Origin of the sequence: Arthrobacter sp. NEB 688 (assembly GCF_013201035.1) — a bacterium.
Lineage (GTDB): Bacteria > Actinomycetota > Actinomycetes > Actinomycetales > Dermatophilaceae > Phycicoccus.
Genome location: NZ_CP053707.1, coordinates 71,648 through 94,180 on the forward strand (window position 1 = coordinate 71,648; position 22,533 = coordinate 94,180).

Annotated in this window: 20 protein-coding genes and 1 riboswitch; of the genes, 10 read left to right on the top strand and 10 right to left on the bottom strand. The window is 74.8% G+C overall.

The features are described from left to right. The first annotated feature begins 105 nt into the window (after positions 1–105). The 7 genes from HL663_RS00315 (at position 106) to HL663_RS00345 (ending at position 8,940) form a co-directional block, all read left to right on the top strand. On the top strand, positions 106–1,884 hold the full coding sequence (locus HL663_RS00315; RefSeq protein WP_173026512.1) for an L-lactate permease: 1,779 nt from the start codon (positions 106–108) through the stop codon (positions 1,882–1,884). Between the two features lie 65 nt (positions 1,885–1,949). Further along, the gene (locus tag HL663_RS00320) at positions 1,950–2,651 is read left to right on the top strand and encodes a (Fe-S)-binding protein (RefSeq protein ID WP_286176076.1); all 702 of its coding nucleotides are present in this window, start codon (positions 1,950–1,952) and stop codon (positions 2,649–2,651) included. After that, positions 2,648–4,117, top strand: coding sequence for a LutB/LldF family L-lactate oxidation iron-sulfur protein (locus HL663_RS00325; RefSeq protein WP_173026514.1), 1,470 nt, complete (start codon positions 2,648–2,650; stop codon positions 4,115–4,117). Before HL663_RS00320 ends, HL663_RS00325 begins: the two co-directional genes overlap by 4 nt. After that, positions 4,114–4,767: a LutC/YkgG family protein gene (locus tag HL663_RS00330; protein ID WP_173026515.1), complete on the top strand. Its 654-nt coding sequence runs from the start codon at positions 4,114–4,116 to the stop codon at positions 4,765–4,767. The genes HL663_RS00325 and HL663_RS00330 overlap by 4 nt, the downstream gene beginning before the upstream one ends. Positions 4,768–4,771: 4 nt before the next feature. Then, positions 4,772–5,611 (top strand): pyruvate, water dikinase regulatory protein, encoded by an 840-nt coding sequence (locus HL663_RS00335; protein ID WP_173026516.1) that lies wholly within the window; start codon positions 4,772–4,774, stop codon positions 5,609–5,611. Between the two features lie 94 nt (positions 5,612–5,705). Further along, complete coding sequence (gene ppsA, locus HL663_RS00340) at positions 5,706–8,075, top strand: phosphoenolpyruvate synthase (protein WP_173026517.1); 2,370 nt, start codon at positions 5,706–5,708, stop codon at positions 8,073–8,075. 124 nt (positions 8,076–8,199) lie between these two features. After that, the gene (locus tag HL663_RS00345) at positions 8,200–8,940 is read left to right on the top strand and encodes a GAF and ANTAR domain-containing protein (RefSeq protein ID WP_173026518.1); all 741 of its coding nucleotides are present in this window, start codon (positions 8,200–8,202) and stop codon (positions 8,938–8,940) included. A 160-nt stretch (positions 8,941–9,100) separates the two neighbouring features. Here the strand turns inward: HL663_RS00345 and HL663_RS00350 are convergent, their stop codons facing one another. From HL663_RS00350 to HL663_RS00360, 3 genes are all read right to left on the bottom strand, one after another. Beyond that, the gene (locus tag HL663_RS00350) at positions 9,101–9,949 is read right to left on the bottom strand and encodes an SDR family oxidoreductase (protein ID WP_173026519.1); all 849 of its coding nucleotides are present in this window, start codon (positions 9,947–9,949) and stop codon (positions 9,101–9,103) included. Between the two features lie 126 nt (positions 9,950–10,075). After that, complete coding sequence (locus HL663_RS00355; RefSeq protein ID WP_173026520.1) at positions 10,076–10,360, bottom strand: hypothetical protein; 285 nt, start codon at positions 10,358–10,360, stop codon at positions 10,076–10,078. Positions 10,361–10,878: 518 nt separating this feature from the next. Further along, on the bottom strand, positions 10,879–11,658 hold the full coding sequence (locus HL663_RS00360) for a sigma-70 family RNA polymerase sigma factor (protein ID WP_173026521.1): 780 nt from the start codon (positions 11,656–11,658) through the stop codon (positions 10,879–10,881). Positions 11,659–11,947: 289 nt separating this feature from the next. On the opposite strand from HL663_RS00360, the gene HL663_RS00365 reads away from it, so the two are divergent. Continuing rightward, on the top strand, positions 11,948–12,445 hold the full coding sequence (locus tag HL663_RS00365; RefSeq protein WP_173026522.1) for an SRPBCC family protein: 498 nt from the start codon (positions 11,948–11,950) through the stop codon (positions 12,443–12,445). Here HL663_RS00365 and HL663_RS00370 read toward each other — a convergent pair. From HL663_RS00370 to HL663_RS00400, 7 genes are all read right to left on the bottom strand, one after another. Continuing rightward, complete coding sequence (locus HL663_RS00370; RefSeq protein WP_216842638.1) at positions 12,432–14,039, bottom strand: phytoene desaturase family protein; 1,608 nt, start codon at positions 14,037–14,039, stop codon at positions 12,432–12,434. The two genes, HL663_RS00365 and HL663_RS00370, sit on opposite strands and share 14 nt — an antisense overlap. A gap of 56 nt (positions 14,040–14,095) precedes the next feature. Beyond that, positions 14,096–15,886, bottom strand: a complete 1,791-nt coding sequence (locus tag HL663_RS00375) for an ABC transporter ATP-binding protein (protein ID WP_216842639.1) — start codon at positions 15,884–15,886, stop codon at positions 14,096–14,098. A gap of 107 nt (positions 15,887–15,993) precedes the next feature. Continuing rightward, positions 15,994–16,485: a DUF3253 domain-containing protein gene (locus HL663_RS00380; RefSeq protein WP_173026524.1), complete on the bottom strand. Its 492-nt coding sequence runs from the start codon at positions 16,483–16,485 to the stop codon at positions 15,994–15,996. A 158-nt stretch (positions 16,486–16,643) separates the two neighbouring features. Then, positions 16,644–17,441, bottom strand: coding sequence for a C40 family peptidase (locus tag HL663_RS00385; RefSeq protein ID WP_173026525.1), 798 nt, complete (start codon positions 17,439–17,441; stop codon positions 16,644–16,646). Positions 17,442–17,444: 3 nt separating this feature from the next. Then, positions 17,445–17,610, bottom strand: a riboswitch (cyclic di-AMP (ydaO/yuaA leader). A 238-nt stretch (positions 17,611–17,848) separates the two neighbouring features. Then, positions 17,849–18,646: a VldE C-terminal domain-containing protein gene (locus tag HL663_RS19275; RefSeq protein WP_173026526.1), complete on the bottom strand. Its 798-nt coding sequence runs from the start codon at positions 18,644–18,646 to the stop codon at positions 17,849–17,851. A gap of 119 nt (positions 18,647–18,765) precedes the next feature. Then, a complete protein-coding gene (locus HL663_RS00395) occupies positions 18,766–19,464 on the bottom strand; it encodes an iron-dependent transcriptional repressor DtxR (protein WP_173026527.1) in 699 nt (232 codons plus the stop codon). Positions 19,465–19,607: 143 nt separating this feature from the next. Further along, positions 19,608–20,798 carry an MFS transporter gene (locus HL663_RS00400; protein ID WP_173026528.1) on the bottom strand — a complete coding sequence of 397 codons (1,191 nt, stop codon included), beginning with the start codon at positions 20,796–20,798 and terminating at the stop codon, positions 19,608–19,610. A 103-nt stretch (positions 20,799–20,901) separates the two neighbouring features. Between HL663_RS00400 and HL663_RS00405 the strand changes: the two genes are divergently transcribed. Together HL663_RS00405 and HL663_RS00410 are read left to right on the top strand one after the other, a co-directional pair. Beyond that, positions 20,902–21,642: a hotdog fold domain-containing protein gene (locus HL663_RS00405; protein WP_173026529.1), complete on the top strand. Its 741-nt coding sequence runs from the start codon at positions 20,902–20,904 to the stop codon at positions 21,640–21,642. After that, entirely contained in the window at positions 21,639–22,406 is a 768-nt protein-coding gene (locus HL663_RS00410; protein ID WP_173026530.1) for an SDR family NAD(P)-dependent oxidoreductase, read from the top strand. The genes HL663_RS00405 and HL663_RS00410 overlap by 4 nt, the downstream gene beginning before the upstream one ends. Positions 22,407–22,533: the final 127 nt, after the last annotated feature.

The following is a 22,533-nucleotide window of genomic DNA, read 5'->3' on the forward strand; positions in this document are numbered from 1 at the left end:
GTCAGACCATTGACACGACGTCGCAGCCGCCCCTACCGTCGACGCATCCCCGAATGGTCTGACCATTCAGGACCCGGCCCAGAGACGTGCGACCCGGAGGACCCCATGACGGTGACAGCAGCGGCGTTGACCGCAGTGACGACAGCACCCGCGACGGCGCTGACCGTCCCGACGGAGTTCCGGCCCGAGCTCACCCCGGTGGGCGGCAGCCTCACCCTCTCCGCGCTCGTCGCGCTCCTCCCCCTCGTGACGGTCTTCGTCACCCTCGGGGTGCTGCGCTGGAAGGCCCACTGGGCCGGGCTCACGGCCGTCGCGGTCGCGGTGCTCGTCGCCTCGCTCGCCTTCGGGATGCCCGTGCACCTCGCCGCGCTGTCGGCCACGCAGGGCGCCGCCTTCGGCCTCTTCCCGATCATGTGGATCGTCTTCACGGCGATCCTGCTCTACCAGGTGACCGTGCGCTCGGGCCGCTTCGAGGACCTGCGCGCGACCTTCCACCTCATCAGCGACGACCCGCGCATCCAGGCGATCATCATCGCCTTCTGCTTCGGCGGGCTGCTCGAGGCGCTGGCGGGCTTCGGCGCCCCCGTCGCCATCACCGGCGTCATGCTCATGGCCCTCGGCTTCTCGCCGCTGCGCGCCGCCGCCGTCGTCCTCCTCGCGAACACCGCCCCCGTCGCGTTCGGCGCCGTCGGCACCCCGATCATCACCGCGGGCACCCTGACCGGCATCCCGTACCACGAGATCGGGGCCTACGTCGGGCACCAGACCCCGGTGCTCGCCGCCTTCGTCCCGCTCCTCCTCGTCCTCATGGCCGGCGGGCGCGGCGGGGTGCGCGAGACCTGGCCCGTCGCGGTCGTCGTCGGCCTGACCTTCGCCCTCGCGCAGTGGTTCGCCGCGACCTACGTCTCGGTCGAGCTGACCGACATCATCGCCTCGCTCGCCGGCCTCGCCGCCGCGGTCCTCTTCCTCAAGGTGTGGCGCCCGCAGGGCCGCGAGACCGCGCTGGCGACGATGCAGGTCGAGCGCGAGCGGGAGCTCGCCTCGGTCGGCGCCCCGGCCTCCGGCGGCACCGGCACCCCGCCGGCCGACGCCCACGCCGCCTCGGCCGACGAGCTGGGCCGGCGTTCGCGCGACCTCACCGGCGGGCGCATCGTCATGGCCCTCTTCCCCTACCTCCTCGTCATCGCGGTCTTCGGCGTCGTCAAGCTCGTCACCCCGGTCAAGACCTGGCTCGTCGGCACCGACGTCAAGGTGCCGTGGCCCGGCCTGTCCGGCGAGGTGCTCACGCTCAAGGGCACGCCGAGCGCGGCCACGACCTACACGCTGCCGTGGCTCAGCTCGCCCGGCACGATGCTCCTGCTCTGCTCGCTCGTCGTCACCGCCGTCTACGCCGTCGGGATGCGCGGCTGGGGCGCCGAGGCGTGGGCCGTCGCACACCGGATGCGCTGGGCCTTCCTCACCGTCGCCTCGATGCTCGCCCTCGCCTACGTCATGAACTTCTCCGGGCAGACGATCGTCATCGGCACCTGGATCGCCGGCACCGGCGCCCTGTTCGCCTACCTCAGCCCGACCCTCGGCTGGATCGGCACCGCGGTCACGGGCTCGGACACGAGCGCCAACGCCCTCTTCGCCACGCTCCAGCAGAGCGCCGCGCAGACGGCCGGCATCGACCCGACGCTGCTCGTCGCCTCCAACACCTCCGGCGGCGTGGTCGGCAAGATGATCAGCCCGCAGAACCTGACGATCGCCGCGACCTCCGTGGGACTGCTCGGGCGCGAGGCCGACATCCTCCGTAAGGTCCTGCCATGGAGCGTCGGCCTGATCCTCGCGATGTGCCTCCTCGTGGGCCTGCAGTCGACCGTCCTGTCGTGGATGCTCCCGTGAGCGCCGCCGCCCGCCCGGCGACCGACCTGCGGGTCGCGCTGTTCGCCACGTGCTTCAACGACACGATGTGGCCCGACACCCTCAAGGCCACCGTCCGGCTGCTGGAGCGGCTCGGCTGCACGGTCGAGTTCCCCACCGAGCAGACCTGCTGCGGGCAGATGCTCACCAACACCGGCTACGGGGCCAAGGCCCTGCCCCTCGTCCGCCGCTTCGTCGACGTCTTCGAGGACTACGACGCCGTCGTCGCCCCGTCGGGCTCGTGCGTCGGCTCGGTCCGCCACCAGCACCGGGGCATCGTCGAGCTCGCCGGCGACGACCGCCTCGCCAGCCGCGTCGAGCGCACCGTCCCCAAGGTGCTCGAGCTCTCGGAGCTGCTCGTCGACGTCCTCGGCGTCACCGACGTCGGCGCGTACTTCCCGCACCGGGTCACCTACCACCCGACCTGCCACTCGCTGCGGATGCTGCGCGTCGGCGACCGGCCGCTGCAGCTGCTGCGGGCCGTGCGCGGCATCGACCTCGTCGAGCTGCCCGGCGCCACCGAGTGCTGCGGGTTCGGGGGCACCTTCGCGATGAAGAACGCCGACGTCTCGGTCGCGATGGGCTCGGACAAGGCCCGGGCCGTCGTCGGCACCGGCGCCGAGGTGCTCGTCGCCGGCGACAACTCCTGCCTCGCCCACATCGGGGGCATCCTCGGCCGGCAGCGCGCCGGCGTCCGCCACCTGCACCTGGCCGAGGTCCTCGCCTCGACCGAGGAGGACCAGGCATGACCACGACCACCCCCGGACCCCTCCAGGAGACCTCGCCGGTCTTCGTCGGGATGCCGAAGTTCCCCACCGCCGCCCGCGAGGCCCTGGCCAACACCCAGCAGCGCCGCAACCTCAGGCACGCGACGCACACCATCCGCGACAAGCGGGCGCGCGTCGTCGCCGAGGTCCCGGAGTGGGAGGCGCTGCGCGTCGCCGGCGCCGAGGCCAAGGACGAGGCGCTCGCCCACCTCGGCGACTACCTCGAGCAGCTCGAGGCCTCCCTCGCCGCGAACGGCGCGACCGTGCACTGGGCGCGCGACGCCGACGAGGCCAACGCGATCGTCCTCGGCATCGTCCGGGACAAGCAGGTCGACGAGGTCGTCAAGGTCAAGTCGATGGTCACCCAGGAGATCGAGCTCAACGAGGCCCTCGAGGCCGCGGGGGTCAACGCCTGGGAGACCGACCTCGCCGAGCTCATCGTCCAGCTCGGGCACGACCGGCCGAGCCACATCCTCGTGCCGGCGATCCACCGCAACCGCAGCGAGGTCCGCGACATCTTCCGCCGCGAGATGGCCGGCGTCGGCCGCCCCGCGCCGGACGACCTGACCGACGACCCCGCCCGCCTCGCCGAGGCCGCCCGGCTGCACCTGCGCGAGAAGTTCCTCCGTGCCAAGGTCGCGGTGTCGGGGGCCAACTTCGCGGTGGCGGAGACGGGCACCCTCGTCGTCGTCGAGTCCGAGGGCAACGGCCGGATGTGCCTGACGCTGCCCGAGACGCTCGTGTCGGTCGTCGGCATCGAGAAGGTCCTGCCCCGGTGGGACGACCTCGCCCCGATGCTCCAGCTGCTCCCCCGCTCGAGCACCGGCGAGCGGATGAACCCCTACACGACGATGTGGAGCGGCGCCCACGACGGCGACGGCCCGCAGGACGTCCACGTCGTGCTCCTCGACAACGGCCGCAGCCACGTCCTCGCCGACCGCGTCGGGCGCCAGGCGCTGCGCTGCATCCGCTGCTCCGCGTGCCTCAACGTCTGCCCGGTCTACGAGCGCACCGGCGGGCACGCCTACGGCTCGGTCTACCCGGGCCCGATCGGCGCCGTCCTCAACCCGCAGCTGCGCGGCACGGCGAGCGAGGTCGACAAGTCGCTCCCGTACGCCTCGAGCCTCTGCGGCGCCTGCTTCGACGCCTGCCCGGTGCGCATCGACATCCCCGAGCTGCTCGTCGAGCTGCGCGGGCGGGTCGTCGAGCAGGAGGGCCGCACCGCCGAGTCGGCCGCGATGGCCGCCGCGGCCTGGGTCCTGTCGGACCCGAAGCGGCTCTCGGCCGCACAGAAGGCGGCCACGACCGCCGGCCGCGTCATCGGGGACCGGACGATCCGGACCGTGCCGGGCCTCGGCGCCTGGAGCAGCGCGCGGGACGTGCCCACGCCACCGACCGAGACCTTCCGGCAGTGGTGGGCCCGCGAGCGCGGGGAGGGGTCCCGATGAGCGCGCGCGACGAGATCCTCGCCCGGGTCCGCGGCGCGACGGCCGACGTGACGACCACCCCGGCCGACCGCGCCCCGACCACCGTCGTCGAGGAGACGTCGCCCGGCCGGGTGACCACCCTCGACCTCTTCGTCGAGAACGTCGCCGACTACCGGGCTCAGGTCGTCCGGGTCATGCCCTCCGGGGTGGCCGACGCCGTGGCGGATGCGCTGCGCGAGCACGGTTGCGGCACAGCGGTGCTGCCGACCGGTCTCGACCCGGCGTGGCGCGACGCGGTGGGCGGCGCCGTGCGCGTGGTCGCCGAGGCCGACGTCACCGTCGACGCCGAGCTCGACGCGGTCGACGCGGTCGTCACGGCGGCGGCGGTCGGCATCGCCACGACGGGCACGGTCGTCCTCGACCACGGCCCGGACCAGGGGCGGCGCGCCCTCACGCTCGTCCCCGACCTCCACGTCTGCGTCGTGCGCTCCGGGCAGGTCGTCCACGACGTGCCCGAGGCGGTGGGGCGGCTGCGCCCCGGTGCGGAGCACGCCCGGCCGCTCACGTGGGTCAGCGGGCCGAGCGCCACGAGTGACATCGAGCTCGAGCGGGTCGAGGGCGTCCACGGACCGCGTACCCTCGTCGTCGTGCTCGTCGACGAGGAGGTCTGACCCGATGGCTGCTGCCGACGACGAACAGGCTTCCCCCACACCGGTGTTCTTCCTCGCCGGAGGGACGGGGATCTCGGCCGAGACGCTCGGCAACCTCATCATCAACCAGTTCCCGACCCTCGACTTCGTGCGCCGGAAGATTCCCTTCATCACGACCGTGGAGCAGGCGCAGCGCGTCGTCGAGGAGCTCGACTCCGCGGTCACCGAGTCGACGACCCCCATCGTCTTCTCGAGCGTCGCCGACGCCGAGCTGCGCGACGTCCTGCGCAGCACCCGGTGCGCCTTCATCGACCTCTTCGGCAGCCACCTCGACATCGTCGAGCGCGTCCTCCACGTCAACGCGAGCCCCAAGGTGCCGGCGCTGCACGGGCTCGGCGACATCCACCGGTACGAGCGGCGGATGAAGGCCATCGACTTCTCGCTCGAGCACGACGACGGCGCGAGCCTGCGCAACCTCCAGCAGGCCGAGCTGGTGCTCGTCGCCCCCTCGCGCTGCGGCAAGACGCCGACCTCGCTCTACCTCGCCCTCCAGCACGGCGTGAAGGTGGCCAACTACCCGCTCGTCGACGAGGACCTGCGGGCCAGCGAGCTGCCCGAGGCCGTCCGTCCCTACCTCGACCGGTGCGTGGCGCTGACCTCCACGCCGGCCCGCCTGAGCCAGGTGCGCAGCGAGCGACGGCCCGACTCGCCCTACGCCTCGCTCCAGCAGTGCTCCTGGGAGCTCAAGCGCGCCGAGGAGCTCTACCGGGCGCACCGCCTGCCGGTCATCAACTCCTCGGGGATGTCGGTCGAGGAGATGGCCGCCGTGATCATGCACACGCGCCAGCTCAAGGGCTCCGGCTGACCCGGGCTGCCATCCTGTCCCTCGCCGACACCCCGGCGACCCCGCACCACCACCGCACGACCCGCGCGCCCCGTCCCCCGGAAGGACCCCCGCCATGACCACCACCGTCCGCTGGTTCCGCGAGCTCGGCCTCGACGACGTCGAGTCCGTGGGCGGCAAGAACGCCTCGCTCGGCGAGATGGTCCAGCACCTCTCGGCCGCCGGCGTCGCCGTCCCCGACGGGTTCGCCACGACCGCGGAGGCCTACCGGCGCTTCCTCGGCGAGACCGGGCTCGCCGAGCGCATCTCCGGCCTGCTCGCCGACCTCGACGTCGACGACACCCGGCGCCTGGCCGAGGTCGGCCACGAGATCCGCGAGGCCGTCGAGGCGCAACCGTTCCCCGAGGACCTCGACCGCGACATCCGCGCGGCCTACGAGCGCCTGGCCGGCGAGGCCGGTGACGAGGCGAGCTTCGCCGTCCGCTCCAGCGCCACCGCCGAGGACCTCCCGGACGCGTCGTTCGCCGGCCAGCAGGAGACCTTCCTCAACGTCCGCGGCATCGACAACGTCCTGCACGCCATCCGCCTCGTCTTCGCCTCGCTCTACAACGACCGCGCGATCGCCTACCGGGTGCACAGCGACTTCGACCACGACGTCGTCGCCCTCTCGGCGGGCGTCCAGCGGATGGTCCGCTCCGACATCGGCGCCTCGGGCGTCCTGTTCACCATCGACACCGAGTCGGGCTTCGAGGACGCCGTGTTCATCACGAGCGCCTACGGCCTCGGCGAGGGCGTCGTCCAGGGCGCGGTCAACCCCGACGAGTTCTACGTCCACAAGCCCGCGCTGCGCGCCGACCGCCCCGCGGTCCTCAAGCGCGGCGTCGGCGCCAAGGCCACGAAGATGGTCTACACGCAGGACGCGACCGTCGGCCGCACGACCGAGTTCGTCCCCGTCGACGTCGCCGAGCAGCGCCGCCTCAGCCTGACCGACGACGAGGTCACCGAGCTCGCGCGCACCGCCCTGCGCATCGAGGAGCACTACGGCCGCCCGATGGACATCGAGTGGGGCCGCGACGGGGTCGACGGGAAGCTCTACGTCCTCCAGGCGCGCCCCGAGACGGTCAAGTCACGCGCGGCCGGCGGTGTGCAGCAGCGCTTCCGGCTCGAGGAGCGCGGCCCGGTCGTCGTCGAGGGCCGCGCGATCGGCCAGAAGATCGGCGCCGGCGCGGTGCGCGTCCTCACCGACATCGGGGCGATGCACGACTTCCAGCCCGGCGAGGTCCTCGTCGCCGACATGACCGACCCCGACTGGGAGCCGATCATGAAGCGCGCCAGCGCCATCGTCACCAACCGCGGCGGGCGCACCTGCCACGCCGCGATCATCGCCCGCGAGCTCGGCATCCCCGCGGTCGTCGGCACCGGCACCGCCACCCACGAGCTCGCCGACGGCCGCGAGGTCACCGTCTCGTGCGCCGAGGGCGACACCGGCTTCGTCTACGACGGCCTGCGGGAGTTCACCGTCTCCGAGACGACGCTCGACGAGATGCCCGAGATCCCGACGCGGATCATGATGAACGTCGGCACCCCCGAGCAGGCCTTCGAGTTCTCGCGCCTCCCCCACCGGGGCATCGGCCTGGCCCGCACCGAGTTCATCGTCAACCGGCAGATCGGCATCCACCCGCGCGCGCTGCTCGAGCTCGACGACCAGGAGCCGCGCATCAAGGCGGAGATCGAGGAGCGCATCGCCGCCTACGCCGGCCCGCGCGAGTACTTCGTCCGGCGCCTCGCCGAGGGCGTCGCGATGCTCGCGGCCGCCTTCGCGCCCGAGCCGGTCATCGTGCGCCTGTCGGACTTCAAGTCCAACGAGTACGCCGGGCTGCTCGGCGGCGCGCGCTACGAGCCGCACGAGGAGAACCCGATGCTCGGGTACCGCGGCGCGGCGCGCTACCTCTCGGCCGACTTCGCCGAGTGCTTCGCGATGGAGTGCGAGGCGCTGCGCCACGTCCGCGACGAGATGGGTCTGACCAACGTCAAGATCATGATCCCGTTCGTGCGCACCGTCGCCGAGGTGGAGGGCGTCATCGAGCTCCTGGCGTCGCACGGCCTCGAGCGCGGGAAGAACGACCTCCAGGTCGTCATGATGTGCGAGCTGCCGTCGAACGCGGTCAACGCCGACGCCTTCCTCGACCACGTCGACGGCTTCTCGATCGGGTCCAACGACCTGACCCAGCTGACCCTCGGCGTCGACCGCGACTCCTCCCTCGTCGCCGGCTCCTTCGACGAGCGCGACCCGGCGGTCAAGGCCCTGCTCTCGATGGCCATCCGCGCCTGCCGCGAGCGCGGCAAGTACGTCGGCATCTGCGGCCAGGGCCCCTCGGACCACCCGGACCTCGCCGAGTGGCTCGTCGACGAGGGCATCGAGTCGATGTCGCTCAACCCCGACACCGTCGTCGACACCTGGCTGCGCCTGGCCAAGCGCGGCTGACGGCCCCCGGCGCGGCCGGCCCTCGTCCCGGGGGCCGGCCGGCGGGCCTCGAGGGCGCCGGGCGCCGCCGGACGCGGTAGACATGGTGGAGACCGAACCGGACACCCACCGACGGAGGGCCTTCGTGCCGACCGAACCCACCGCAGCACCCACCGAGGGTCCGCTGGACCTCGTCGCCGAGCTCCTCGCCGCCGCGCCCGCCGACGACGGGCGGACCGGCACCCGCCGGCTGCTCGGCGCGCTCGTGGCACGCAGCGCCGACCTCGTGCACGGCGCCGAGTGGTGCAGCATCACCGTCATGCGCTCGGAGTCGCTGACGACCCTCGCGACCTCGCACGACGACGCGCTGGCCGCCGACCAGGTGCAGTACGAGCTCGGCTCCGGCCCCTGTGTCGACGCCGTCGTCGAGGACCACGTCTTCCGCACCGGCGCCGTCCAGGACGACCCGCGCTGGCCCGAGTACGGGCAGCGGGTGCACCGCGAGGTCGGCGTCACGAGCGTCCACGCGCGGCGGCTGGTGCTGCCCGACGGCAACGGCTCCGTCGCCGCCCTCAACCTCTACGCCACGGCCCCGGACGCCTTCGACGAACGCTCCGAGCGGGACGCCCTCCTCCTCGCGACCCAGTGCTCGCTGCTCGTCTCCGCCTACCTCGCGCACGAGCGGGCCGAGCACCTGGAGAAGGCCCTCACGAGCAACCGCGAGATCGGCGTGGCCGTCGGCGTGCTCATGGCCGCGCACCGCGTGCCGCACGAGGAGGCCTTCGCGATGCTGCGCCTCGTGAGCCAGGACACCAACCGCAAGATCCGCGACCTCGCGGCCGAGGTGGCGCGGACCGGCGAGCTCCCGAGACCGACCTCACGCTGATCCGGAGCCCGTCGCGGGTTTCGGCGGGGTCCCGTCCGGGCAGGTCACAGGAAGGATGGCCACCGGTGCGGTCAAGCAGCGGCCGCCCCGGTGGCCATCCGTCCCCTCCGTGCAGCGGGGCGCGCTCGTGGGTGGTCGGGTGCCGGGTGCCGGGTGCCGGTCAGAAGACGGGCTTGCCGCCCGTGACGCCGAGCACGGTCCCCGAGACGTAGCTCGCCTCGTCGGAGGCGAGGAAGACGAACGCCGCGGCGACCTCGACGGGCTGGCCCACCCGCCCGAGCGGCGTCTGCGTGCCGAAGCCCTCGACCTTCTCGGCGGGCATCGTCGCCGGGATGAGCGGGGTCCAGATCGGCCCGGGCGCGACCGCGTTGACCCGCACGCCGCGCGGGCCGAGCTCCTGCGCGAGGTTGACGACGAGGTTGGTGAGCGCCGCCTTGGTCGCCGCGTAGTCGAGCAGGTGCTCGGCCGGCTGGTAGGCCTGCACGGACGTCGTGACGACGACCGAGCCCCGCGACTCCTCGAGGTCGCGGGCCAGCTCGCGCACGAGCCAGAAGGTCGCGAAGACGTTCGTCGCGAAGGTCCGCTCGACCTGCTCGGGCGGGAAGTCCTCGAGGCGGTCGTGCGTCATCTGGAAGGCGGCGTTGCTCACGAGGACGTCGAGACCCCCGAGCTCGCCGCGCACGCGCTCGACGACCTCGACGACGGCCGCGTGCGTGCGCAGGTCGGCCGCGACGGCCACCGCGCGCCCGCCGGCGGCCTCGACCGCCGCGACGGTCTCGCGCGCGTCGTCAGCCTCCTCCGGGAGGTGGGTGAGGACGAGGGTCGCGCCCTCGTGGGCGAAGGTGACGGCGACCGCGCGGCCGATGCCGGAGTCGCCGCCGGTCACGAGGACGCGCTTGCCGACGAGGCGGTCACGTCCCACCCACGACGTCTCGCCGTGGTCCGGCCGTGGGTCGAGCGCCGCGGTCGTGCCCGGCCACTCCTGCTCCTGGGCGGGGATCTCGCTCATCGGGGTGTGCTCCTCGGTCGACGGGCGCCGCCGGGTCCGGCGGCACCCGCCGTCCCTACCCGCCGTCGGCTCCCCCACACCCGGCCGGATGCGCCCGCCCCGCCGCGGGCCGTCCGGCCGGCAACCTCAGACGAGGATCTCGAGCGGCTCGCGCGTCACGAGCTGTTCCCACGGGCGGGCGAGCGCGGAGGCGGCGACCACCTCGCGCAGGCGCACCCGGACCGACGACGGCAGCGACGCCGGTCGCGGCAGGAGCGTCGCCTCGCAGCGGCACTGTCGCACGGCGTCGACCCAGAAGAGCGCAGGCGTGGCACGGGGGGTGAGCGGGACCTCGGCGCGGAGCATCGCCACGAGGCGGCCGCACCGACGGCACGAGGCGGCCCCGACGTCGCTGAGCCGGGCGGCGCTCATCCTCGACCCCGCGTCGTCGGCGTGCCGTGGAGGAGGTCCCCGCCACCGGGGGCCGGGGCGACGGCCACCGTGGCCGTCACGACGAGGGGTGCGGCCATGGTGGTCTCCCAGAGGTGCTCGCCCGTGCGGGCGGTGGTGTCGGCGGTGGGCGTGAGGTCCTGCGGCGTGCGTAACCTCGCTGCCCGGCCGAGGGGGTCACCGGGGATGGTGCGGTCCGGCGTGCCGGTCGGCCGGTGGAGTCCTACCCGGGTCGGCGCCGCGGAAACACTGCTCCCCCCACGAACCACCTCCCCCGGGAGGTTTCCCACCCACCACGGGAGGGAAACCTCCCGCGACGCAACCACCGCCCGCGCTATGCCAGGGAAACCTCCCGTGGCGCCATCTGTGCACGAGTCGCGGCAGGGAACCTCCCGCGACGCAACCACTGCCCGCGCGGTGCGGGTGAAACCTCCCGCACCGCGTGGATCCCGGGGCACCACACCTCTGCCCGCCCGCCGCCGCGCCCCGGCACGGCCCGGTCAGGCGGCCACGGCGTCGAGGCTCCCGCGCAGCTGGCGCAGGATGCGCGAGAGGATGCGCGACACCTGCATCTGGCTGACGCCGAGCACCGACCCGATCTCGGACTGCGTCCGCTCCTCGACGAACCGCATCCGCACCACCCGCCGGTCCCGCTCGCCGAGGCCCGACAGCGCCCGCCGCAGGTCGCTGTGCAGCTCGAAGCGGCCGTAGACGTCCCCGATCTCCGCCAGCCGGTCACCCTCCGTGCCCCCGGACAGCACCGGGGCGTCGAGCGAGACCGGTCGGAAACCACTGCCGCACAACCGTGCCGACTCGACATCGGCCGGCTCGCACTCCAGCAGGACCGCGATCTCACCGACCGTCGCCTCTCGCCCGAGCCGGTGCCGCAGCGACTCCTCGGCCACGACCAGCTCGGCCCGCAGCTCCTGCACCCGGCGCGGCGGACGCACGACCCACCCGCAGTCGCGGAAGTGGCGCTTGATCTCGCCCGTGACGGTGGGGACGGCGAAGGCGACGAACCCCGAGCCGGAGCCGGGCTGGTAGCGCTCCGCGGCCGCGACGAGCGCGGTGCGGGCGACCTGCTCCAGGTCGTCGCGGTCGACACCGCGCCGGGCGTACCGGTGCGCGAGACCGTCGGCCAGCGGGAGCATCTCCTCGACGACCTGGGCGCGAAGCCGCCGCCGCTCGTCGGGGTCCGTGCTGACGGCCACCCGGGTGAGCAGGCCGTCGACCACCTGGTCGCGCTCGGTGGGAGGGGCGCTGCGAAGGGTCGTGGACATGGCTGTCCTCCATGAAGAAGAAGGAGGGCACCTTGTCTGACCCGAGCGGCCGGGTCTGGACCGAGAACACGACCATGCCACTCACGGGCCGCCCACGGGGCTTTGCTGACACGGACGTCACGGGCCGCGCGCGCCCGGTCGGGCACGTCCCGCCCCCACCCGACGTGTTCTGCGGGCGACCTGCGCTCCTGCGCGTGCGGTCGCGCCCGGACCCCCGCAGGTCACGCGGAGGAGGGCTCGCGGGGCCGCCGGAGCGTTTCCGCCGCCCCACCCCGGGTACCGATCAGGCATGACGACGCCCGCCGCCCACCGGCCCCCCGTCCACCGCACCGTCGCCGCCCGTCCCGAGGACGTCTGGGCCGTCCTCGCCGACGGCTGGTCCTACCCCTCGTGGGTCGTCGGTGCGGCCCGCGTGCGCGCGGTCGACCCCGACTGGCCGGCCGTCGGCACGAGCATCGCGCACAGCGTGGGGGTATGGCCGCTGCTCCTCTCGGACACCACGGAGGTCGAGGACTGCGAGGCCGGCCGGATGCTCCTCCTGCGCGCCCGCGGCTGGCCGATGGGCGAGGCGCACGTGCTGATCGAGCTGCGACCGGCCGGCGACGGGTGCGCCGTCACCCTCCGCGAGGATGCGGTGAGCGGCCCCGGCACCCTCGTGCCGGTCCCTCTGCGGCAGGCCGCGATCCATCCGCGCAACGTCGAGTCGCTGCGCCGGCTGGCGCTGCTCGCCGAGCGCCGTGACGCCGCCGGCGTGCCCCGTCCGGGGCGGGCCGTCAGCGGGGGCTGACCCGCTCCGGCCCGAGCACCCGGTGCCACACCGTCCGGGACAGCGCGCGACGCGCAGCCCCCACCGGCCCCTGCCCGTCGAGCGCGGCCCGCGCGGCGTTCCACCCGCAGGCCCCGTGGACCCCGCCGCCGGGATGGGCCGACGCCGACGCGAGGAAGAGCCGGTCGACCGGTGTCTCGGGCCGGCCGAGGCCCGGCACCGGCCGGAGGAAGAGCTGGTGGTGCAGCGCCGACGACCCGCCGTTGAGGGCCCCGAGGTCGAGGTTGGCGTTCGCCGCCTGGAGGTCCAGCGGCGTCTGGACCAGCCGCGCCGTGACGACGTCGCGGAAGCCCGGGGCCACCGCCTCGACCGCGCCCTCGACCGCCTCGACCTGTGCGGCGACCGCGTCGGCGTCGCCGGCCAGCGTGCGCGGAAGGTGCGTGTACCCCCAGGCCGTCTCGGTGCCGGGCGGGCAGCGGGTGGGGTCGGCCACGCCCATCTGCCCGAAGAGCACGAACGGCGGCGACGGCAGGCGCCCGGTCGTCGTCGCCGCCGACGCGTGGACGAGGCCGTCGGCGTCGACCCCGAGGTGCACCGTGCCGGCCTGCCGCGCGCCCTCGGCGGCCCACGGGACAGGCTGCGACAGAGCCCAGTTCAGCTTGAGGGTCGACGGGTCCCACTCGAAGCGCTCGAGCCGCTCGCGCAGGCGCGGGTGCAGCGTGCCCGCGGGCAGCATCCGGCCGAAGAGGGCCGGGGCCGACACGTCGGCGACGACCGCGCGCCGGGCCCGCACGCGCCGACCGTCGGCGAGCACCACGCCGGTCGCGCGCCGTCCGCGCAGCTCGACCCGCTCGACCGCCGTCCCCGTGAGCACCCGCCCACCGGCCGCCCGGAAGCGCGCGGCCATCGCCCCGGACAGCCGGCCCGCGCCGCCCTCCGGCACCGGGAACCCCACGTCCTGCCCGAGCATGCTGAGCAGCCACCCGTACAGGCCGCTGCCCGCGGCGTCCGGCGGCACGTCGGTGTGCGCCGCGTTGCCCGCCAGCAGGAGCCCGGCTTCGGTGCCGCGGAACTCCTCGGCGGCGAGCCGACGCACGGGCAGCGCGAGCCGGCGCACGAGGTCGAGCCCCTCCGCGGCGCCGAGCACCCGGGCCAGCCGCACCCCCGGGCGCACCGGGGGGAAGGTCGTGAAGAGGGCGTCGAGCAGCAGGTCGCGCAGTCGCTGCCACTGCCGCACCATCCGCAGCCAGGCCTCGCCGTCCCCCGGGGCGTCCTCGTCGAGCCGGGCCGCGGTGCCGTCGGCGTCGGCGTGCATCACCGCGCAGCGGCCGTCGGCGAGCGGGTGGGCCAGGACGTCGCGCGAGCGCCGCCAGGCGAGGCCGTGCGACTCCAGGCCGAGGTCGCGGATGACCGGGCTCGCCGCCGCCAGCGGGTAGAAGGCGCTGAACAGGTCGGTGACGACACCCGGCGCCAGCACCTCGGCGCTGCGCACGGCGCCGCCGACCTCGTCCTGCTCCTCGACGAGCAGCACGTCCCAGCCGGCGTCGGCGAGCGCGATGGCGGCGACGAGCCCGTTGGGCCCGGCACCGACGACGACGGCGTCACAGGTGTCCACGAGCACCCGCTACCCGGCCCCGACCGGGCGAAAACGCACTCCGCGCGCTCCCCGCGTCACGGCAGCGCCGCCTCGCCGGTCTGCACCGCCCAGAGGGCCGCGTACCGCCCCTGCGCCGCCACGAGCTCGTCGTGCGTCCCCGACTCGGCGACCCGTCCGGCGTCGATGACCCAGATGCGGTCGGCGTGGCGCACCGTCGAGAGCCGGTGCGCGACGACGAGCGCCGTGCGCCCCGCGCTCGCCTCCCGCACCGAGCGCTGGATGGCGGCCTCGGTCTCGGTGTCGACCGCGCTCGTCGCCTCGTCGAGCAGGAGGACCGCCGGCTCGCGCAGCAGCGCCCGGGCGAGGGCCAGCCGCTGGCGCTGGCCGCCCGAGAGGGTGAGGCCGCGCTCGCCGACCTCGCCGTCGAGGCCGCCGGGCAGCCGCTCGACGACGTCGTCGGCCGCGGCGTGCCGCACCGCCTCGGCCAGCTGCTCGCGCGTGGCCCCCGGGCGGGAGTACTCGAGGTTCTCGGCGACGGTGCCCGCGAAGAGGTGGACCTCCTGCGCCACGTACCCCATCGCCCCGCGCAGCGAGGCCCACGTGAGGGTCCGGACGTCGGTGCCGTCGACGAGCACGGCGCCCTCGCGCGGGTCGTCGAAGCGCAGCAGCAGCCGCAGCAGGGTCGACTTGCCGGCGCCGGTGGTCCCGACGAGCGCGTGCGTCTCACCGGCCGGCACGACGAGGTCGATGCCGTGCAGGACGTCCGGGCCGTCGGCGTACCCCGCACGGACGCCCCGGAACTCCAGGCGGCCGCGCACCGGCTGCGCGAGCTCGCGGTCGCCCTCGTCGACCTCGACCGGCACGGCGAGCAGGGCGAGGATGCGGGCCGTCGAGGCGCGGCCGCGCTGGTAGAGGTCGAGCACGGTCGCGACGTCGGTCAGCGGCCAGAGCAGCCGCTGGGTCATGAAGACGAGCACCGAGTAGAGGCCGACCGCGAGCCCGCCGTCGAGCACCGACAGGCCGCCGACGAGCAGGGTGCACGTGAAGCCGGCGAGGATCGCCATCCGCACGAGCGGGACGAACGCCGCCGACCGGCGGATGGTCTCGACGTTGGCGTCGCGGTAGGCCGCCGACGCCTCCCGGACCCGGTCGCGCTCGCGCGCCTCGGCGGTGAAGGCCTTGATCGTCGCGAGGCCGCCGAGGTTGGCCGACAGCACCCCCGAGAGGCGGGCGACCCCCTCGCGCACCCGGAGGTAGTACGGCTCGAGCGTGCGCTGGTAGCGCAGCGAGGCGACGACGATGACCGGGATGGGGAGGAAGGCGAGCACGAGCAGCTGCCACGACGCGACCGCGAACACGACCCCGACGATGAGGACGTTGAGGATGGTCTGCCAGATGGCCGGGAAGCCGACGTCGAGCAGGCGCTCGAGCTGGTTCACGTCGTCGTTGACCGTCGCGAGCGTCGCGCCCGACGAGCGGCCCTCGTGCCAGCGCAGGTCGAGGCGTTGGGCGTGGTCGTAGGCGTCGACCCGCAGGTCGTGCTCGACCGCCTGCGACAGCCCGCGGAAGAGCAGCGCGGCGACGTACTCGCTCGCCGACTCCACGACCCACACGACCGCGTTGATGACCGCGAGCCAGACCAGCTGGGCCTGGCGCGACTCGAGGCCGAGCAGCTCGCCCACGAAGGAGCCGTCCCCCCGGACGACGACGTCGACGGCCGCGCCGATGAGCAGCTCGGGGACGACGTCGGCGACCTTGTTGACGGTCGAGACCGCGACGGCCAGCACGAACCGCGTGCGGTGGCGGCGGTAGCGACCCCAGAGGGCGGCGAGGGGACGGGTGGGCGGTGCGGGCAGCTCGGGCAACGGGTCCTCGCGGCGGGGATCGGGGGTGGCGCACGGACGGGGCCCGACACCGGTAAGGGCACCCTAACCGAGCGGTGGGGGGCGCCGGCGCGCCGCCCGGGGCGGCCTCACCCCGGGAAGCGCGAACCCCGCCCGATGCGCACAGGCCCCGTGGCGTCGCGCTCGACCGCTGCCCCCCGCTGGAGCACCTCGAGCTCCCCGGCCCGGTCGTGGGCCAGCGCGCGCACGCGAGCGGTCAGCGGGCGCCAGCGCTCACCGCCGACGACGCGGGCGACCTCGCTCGGGCACGTCGTGCCCTCGGGCCGGTGGCGCAGGAGCACGCGGGCGGTGGCGGCCATCCGCTCGGCGAGGCCGTCGTCGGAGGGCTCCTCCCACCAGGGCTCGCCGCGTTCGCCGAGCGCGACCTTGGCGTCCTGCACCCGGTGCCGCGCGGCGTCGCCCTCGGTGCGCACCGCGCGGCGGGCGGACATCAGCTCGGCGACGAGCTCGGCGCGCAGCCGGTCCGGGATGCCGGGGTCGCTCGCGCGCCAGCGGCGGCCGTCGACGACGACGTACCGCCCGTCGGGGGTGCGCTCGACGTCGTCACGCTCGGCGGCCATCCCGGCACGCTACGCGCCCGGGGGCCGGCCGCGGCCGGCGCGGCACGACGACGTCGGGGCGGCGAGGCGAGCTCAGGACGGCCCGGGGGCGTCAGCCCTCGGACACGGCACGGCGCCCCGGACGAGCAGGGAGTCCGGGGCGCCGCGGTCGTGAGGGGTCAGAAGCGGCCGTAGCCGCTGACCCCGGCGAAGATCGGACGCTCCGAGGTCGACTTGCCGGGCTTCGGCGAGTCGATCATCATCCCGTTGCCGGTGTAGATGCCGACGTGCCAGGCCGGGGAGCCGTAGAACACGAGGTCACCCGGCTGCGGGTTGCTGACCGGCGTGGCGGCGGACTGCTGCGCCGCCGCGGTGCGCGGGAGCGAGACGCCGGCCTTGGCGAAGACGTACGAGGTGAAGCCCGAGCAGTCGAACCCGGCGGTGGTCGTGCCGCCGTAGACGTACGGGATGCCCAGGAGCGTGCGGGCGATGTTGACGACCCCGCTCGCGGACTGGGCGACGTTCGAGACGGCGACGCGCTGCGAGGAGCGGCTGGCCGAGCCCTCGGAGCGGGCCGAGACGGCCGCGGCGACCGGGGCGTCGGCGACGACCACCGGCTTGGGCTTCGGCTTCGGCTTGGGCTTCGCGACGGCCTTGACCCCGGCGACACCGAAGGTCGCGGTGGGCTTGGCGGTCGGCGCGGCGACGGTGGGGGCGACGACGGCCGGGGCGGCGGCCGCGGCGCGCAGCGAGGCGGGCGCGGCGACGGTCGTCGTGGAGTGGGTGGTCGCGGCCTCGGTGCGCGCGGTGGCCGCGTGGGCCGGGAGCGCAAAGGTGGCGACGAGACCACCGGAGGCGGCGAGGACGGCGGAGGCGCGGGCCCCGGTCTCACCGGCGGCCCTGACGATGCTCGACAGCTCGGAGACGGGGTTGTAGCGCGCGGGCTGGCGATGCCGGCCGTGGATGTGCTCGGACACGGAAGAACCTCTCAGGTGCCTACGAGGTGAGCTGTCGGGTTCGGGCTGAGGTTGCCCGGCCGTCGGGGTCCTGGTGGACCTCGCCGGCTTCACCCCAAGGCGCCTCGACCGGGGTCGTGACGCCGCAAGTGGTTCCCCCGCTCCTGCCAGCGGTTCGTGAGAGTCAATCCGTCGACGGGGGCAGGACTCGGCGGGCCCGTCGGGGAGGTCGTCGTCCGGGTCGGCGACCGCGTCGACCATAACAGCGGTCACGAGAAGGTCACAAAAAGGTGACGGAGCGTCCTCTCAGGCAGTTCTTGGGCGGCGCAACTGCCGATGACAACGATGTCGAGCCGCGTGCGCCACGGAAAGCGCGACGGCGCCCCCGGCCGAGGCCGGGAACGCCGTGTGCGGGGTGCGGGCGTCGGTCAGTAGTTGACCGTCACGTGCACGTGGTCCATGTGGTTCTGGGTCGGCGAGCCGCGGTCCTCCATGAGGCTCCAGCCCTCGCCCGGCGCCCAGTAGCGCTGCTGCCAGATGAGGTACTTGACGTTGAACTCGCTGACGTGGGCCTGGACGTAGGCGGCGATCGCGTCGCCCTGCGCCCCGCTCGTCATGAAGTCGATCGCCTGGCCGGTGCCGTGCTCGTCCGCGGTGGCGCGACGGCCACCGATGACCGAGGGGCTGAGCGCGGCGTCGACGGCGGAGCACAGGCGCACCGCGTCCGGGATGAGCCCGATGTTCGTGCACTTCGAGGACATCGCGCCGTTCCACGAGCCGGCGGCCGGGGCCTGCGCGGTGGAGGCGCCACCGGCGGCGTCGGCGACCGGGGCGGGCTTGGGCTTCGGCTTGGGCTTCGGCTTGGCGACCGCCTTGACACCGGCGACCCCGAGCGCGTCGGGCCGCACCGGGGCGGCGCCGGCCGGGGCCACGGCGGCCGGAGCGGCCTCGCGGCGCTCGGAGCGGGCAGCACGGGCCTCGGAGGAGCGGTCGGCGACGGCGGCGGCGACCCCGGCCGGGGCGGCCGCGACGGCCGCGGTCGGCTCGGTCTCGGCGTCGGCGAGCTCGGCGGGGACGGTCAGCGCGACGGCCGCTCCGCCGACGACGCAGAGGCCGGCGGCGGACTTGACGGCCCACGAGGCACCGCGGCCGGCGAGGCCGTCGGGGAGGCGCTTGACGCGGCCGGGGGCACGGCGTCGACCGGGGACACGAGAGGGTGAGGACACAGCAGATCTACTTCCGGGGTGGGTACGGCTCAGCGGCCACCGTACGGCAGAGGTCGGAGGAAGTCACGTTTCGGTAACGGGGAGGGGCCGCTCGGCGGGCCGGCGGAGGGGCCGTCCGGTCACACCGCGGCGACGAAGACGTGACCCGCGATGTCGACGGGCAGCGACACCCCCGTGGCCTCCTCCGCGCCCTCGCGGAAGACGACGACGCGCACGCCGTCGCGGCGCACCCGCGCCGGCTGGCCGGGGAGCAGGCCGGCGCTCGTGAGCAGGGCCAACGCCTCGTGGTCGACCTGGACCGGCTCTCCGATCCGGCGCACGACGACCGAGCAGGTCTCCTCCGTCGCGACCTCGTCGAGGGTCGTCAGGCCGGAGCGGAAGTCGACGACCTCGCCGACCTCGCCGAGCTCGTCGAGCCCGGGGATCGGGTTGCCGTAGGGCGACTCGAGGTGGTCGGGGAGGATCGCGAGGATCTTGCGCTCGACGCGGTCGGACATCACGTGCTCCCACCGGCACGCCTCGTCGTGGACGTACTCCCACTCCAGGCCGATGACGTCGACGAGGAGGCGCTCGGCGATGCGGTGCTTGCGCATGACGCGGGTCGCGAGCCGACGCCCCTCGTCGCTCAGCTCGAGGTGGCGGTCGCCGGCGACGGCGAGGAGGCCGTCGCGCTCCATCCGGGCGACGGTCTGCGACACCGTCGGACCGGAGTGGCCGAGCCGCTCGGCGATGCGGGCACGCAGGGGCGTGATGCCCTCCTCCTCGAGCTCGAAGATGGTGCGGAGGTACATCTCCGTGGTGTCGATGAGGTCGGTCACGCAGGCAAGCCTAATCCGACCGGCCGACGGCCCCTCCCCCTCGGCCCGCGCCCCGGCCCGCCGCCCCTCCCGCGAACGTGGGTGAAGAACGTCGGCACACCGCTCTTCCTCACCCACGTTCGCGGCACGGCGGACGAGGGGCGTCAGCGCTCGGGCTCGTAGCGCGGCAGCCAGCGCAGGAGCCACGCTCCCCCGGCGACCGTGAGCACCCCGACCGTCACGCTCGCGGCGCCGATGGACGCGACGGCCGCGAGCGCCCCGACGACGATCGAGGCCCCGTTGTGCCCGACGAGCGAGAGCAGCCGCCAGAGGCCGAGGAAGGGCGCGCGGCCCTGCTCGGGCGCCGCGTCCGCCCCGAGCGTCATGACGATGCCCGACCCGAGTCCGTTGCCGACCGCCATGACGACGGCGACCGCTCCGACGCCGACGAGCGTGCTCGTCAGGGGCAGCACGAGCAGCCCGATCCCGAGCAGGACGGTGACGGGCAGGGCGACCCAGATGCGCCCGCGGCGGTCCATCAGCGAGCCCGCCGGGTAGAAGAGCAGCACCTCGACGAGGCCGGCGACGCCGAAGAGGAGCGAGGTCTGGGCGGCGGTGAGGCCGACGTGCTCGGCCCACAGGGGCACGACGACGACCCGCGAGGAGCGGGCCAGGCCGATGGCGAGGACGCCGACCCCGACCGTGAGCAGCACCGCCCGGTGCCGGCGGGCAACCTCACGCACCGGCACGCGCTCCGCGGCCGCGTCGGCACCCGCCGGCCGGGCGTGCGCGCCGAGGTCCGGCGAGGCCCAGGCGAGCGCGGCGGCGGCCAGGCCCCCGGCGACGGCGACCCCGAAGGCGGCCTGCGGCGAGAAGACCGCGACGAGCGGCGCCCCGACGAACGGGCCGACGAAGAGCCCGATCCGCGCGACCCCGCCGAGCGTCGACATCGCGCGGGCCCGCAGGTGGACGGGCGCCGCAGCGGTGAGGAAGGACTGGCGGGCGAGGAGGAAGACGGCGCCGGTCGGACCGGTGAGCACGACGGCGAGCGCGAGCACCGCGAGCGAGGGTGCGAGCAGCGCGAGGAGCGAGGCCGCGGCGTCGGCGAGCCCGGCCAGGACGAGGGCCCGCCGCTCCCCCAGCCGGTCGACGACGACGCCGGCGGGGACGGCCGAGACGAGCTCGGACACGGTGCCGAGGCCGACGAAGAGGGCGGCCACCGAGACGGAGGCGCCGAGGTCGCGGGCGCTGAGGGCGATGACGGGCAGGACCGCCCCGATGCCGACCGACCACAGCGCCGTCGGACCGAAGGCGGGCACCGCGATGCGCCGCAGCGAGAACTCCGCGTCACCCATCCGACGCCTTTCTCTCGACATCAAGATTGTTTACATCGAGACAATCACGTCCGCGTGACGCACGCAACAGGACGGGCCCGATCGCGGTGGTTACGGTGACCCGGTGGAGCTGACCGTCCCCCGCCGTTTCTGCGGGCCCCCCGAGTCCGGCAACGGTGGATGGGTGAGCGGCTCGCTCGCCGCGCACGTCCGCACCTCCGGCCCCCTGCCCGCCGTGAGCGTACGCCTGTCGGCGCCGCCGCCCCTGGAGCGGCCGATGGCCGTCGTCGGCGACGACCCCGACCCGCTGACCGGCACCTCCGTGCTCCGGCTGCTCGACGGCGACGTCCTCGTCGCGACCGGCACCGCGGTGCCCGAGCTCGACGAGCCCGTGCCCCCGCCGGCCTCGTGGGACGAGGCGCAGGCGGCGCAGGAGCGCTACGAGGGCGAGGCCGACCACCCCTTCCCCACCTGCTACTCCTGCGGCACCGGCCGCACCGAGGGCGACGGCCTGCGGCTGCGGCCCGGCCCGCTCGCCGACGACAGCGGCCGGTACGCCACGCCGTGGACCGTGCCGGACGACGTCGACCTCGCCGTCGTCTGGGCCGCCCTCGACTGCCCCGGCGGCTGGTCGGCGGGCATCGCCGGGCGCCCGATGGTCCTCGGCACGATGACCGCCCGCGTCTGGCGCGTCCCGGCCCCCGGCGAGCGCCTCGTCGTCACCGCCTGGCAGCGTGGCGCCGAGGGCCGGCGCCACTGGTCGGCCAGCACCCTGCACGCCGGCGACGGCGAGATGCTCGGCCGCGCCGAGGCCACCTGGATCGCCGTCGACCCCGCGTCCGTCCGCCCGAAGGAGCAGCCGTGAGCACCGTGCCCACCGGGGCGCAGCGCCCCACCGCCGTCGTCACCGGCGCGAGCAGCGGCATCGGCGCCGCCACCGCGCGCCGTCTGGCCGCCGACGGCTTCCGGGTCGTCTGCGCGGCCCGCCGCGCCGAGCGGGTCGAGGCCCTCGCCGCCGAGCTCGACGGTGTCGCCGTCGCGTGCGACGTCACCGTGCCCGCCGACGTCGAGCGCCTGGCCGCCCTCGCCGGCGACCGGGTCGCCGTGCTCGTCAACAACGCGGGCGGCGCCCTGGGGCTGGAGCCGGTCGCGGGCGCCGACGTCGAGAAGTGGCGCCGGATGTACGACACCAACGTCCTCGGCACGCTCCAGGTCACCAAGGCGCTGCTGCCCGCGCTCGTGGCGGCGGGCGACGGCATCGTCGTCAACGTCGGCTCGGTCGCCGGGCTCGTCGCCTACGAGGGCGGCGGTGGCTACACGGTCGCCAAGCACGGCGTCCACGTGATGACCGAGACGCTGCGCCTGGAGCTCGTCGACCAGCCGGTCCGCATCACCCTCGTCGCGCCGGGCATGGTGCACACCGAGGAGTTCTCGCTGACCCGCTTCGACGGGGACCGGGAGCGCGCCGACAAGGTCTACGAGGGCGTCCCCGGCCCGCTCGTCGCGGACGACGTCGCCGACGCCATCGCGTGGATGGCGACCCGGCCGGCGCACGTCAACGTCGACCTCCTCGTCATCAAGCCCCGGGCCCAGGCCGCGCCGCACAAGGTCCAGCGCCTGACCTCCTGACCCCGCGCGCCCTCCGCATCCCCGGCGCCCCACGCGTCCCCCGCGTATCGGGTCACCCGATACGGCCGCGCTCCACCCCGGAACCGTTCCGGGGTGAGGCGCGCCCTTCTCCGCAGCGGGCGCGGCC

Excerpts from the sequence above, each read along its gene's own strand:
- HL663_RS00315 (WP_173026512.1), top strand. The coding sequence starts at position 106 with ATGACGGTGACAGCAGCGGCGTTGACCGCAGTGACGACAGCACCCGCG.
- HL663_RS00320 (WP_286176076.1), top strand. The coding sequence starts at position 1,950 with ATGTGGCCCGACACCCTCAAGGCCACCGTCCGGCTGCTGGAGCGGCTC.
- HL663_RS00325 (WP_173026514.1), top strand. The coding sequence starts at position 2,648 with ATGACCACGACCACCCCCGGACCCCTCCAGGAGACCTCGCCGGTCTTC.
- HL663_RS00330 (WP_173026515.1), top strand. The coding sequence starts at position 4,114 with ATGAGCGCGCGCGACGAGATCCTCGCCCGGGTCCGCGGCGCGACGGCC.
- HL663_RS00335 (WP_173026516.1), top strand. The coding sequence starts at position 4,772 with ATGGCTGCTGCCGACGACGAACAGGCTTCCCCCACACCGGTGTTCTTC.
- ppsA (WP_173026517.1), top strand. The coding sequence starts at position 5,706 with ATGACCACCACCGTCCGCTGGTTCCGCGAGCTCGGCCTCGACGACGTC.
- HL663_RS00350 (WP_173026519.1), bottom strand. The coding sequence starts at position 9,949 with ATGAGCGAGATCCCCGCCCAGGAGCAGGAGTGGCCGGGCACGACCGCG.
- HL663_RS00355 (WP_173026520.1), bottom strand. The coding sequence starts at position 10,360 with ATGAGCGCCGCCCGGCTCAGCGACGTCGGGGCCGCCTCGTGCCGTCGG.
- HL663_RS00360 (WP_173026521.1), bottom strand. The coding sequence starts at position 11,658 with ATGTCCACGACCCTTCGCAGCGCCCCTCCCACCGAGCGCGACCAGGTG.
- HL663_RS00365 (WP_173026522.1), top strand. The coding sequence starts at position 11,948 with ATGACGACGCCCGCCGCCCACCGGCCCCCCGTCCACCGCACCGTCGCC.
- HL663_RS00380 (WP_173026524.1), bottom strand. The coding sequence starts at position 16,485 with ATGGCCGCCGAGCGTGACGACGTCGAGCGCACCCCCGACGGGCGGTAC.
- HL663_RS00400 (WP_173026528.1), bottom strand. The coding sequence starts at position 20,798 with ATGGGTGACGCGGAGTTCTCGCTGCGGCGCATCGCGGTGCCCGCCTTC.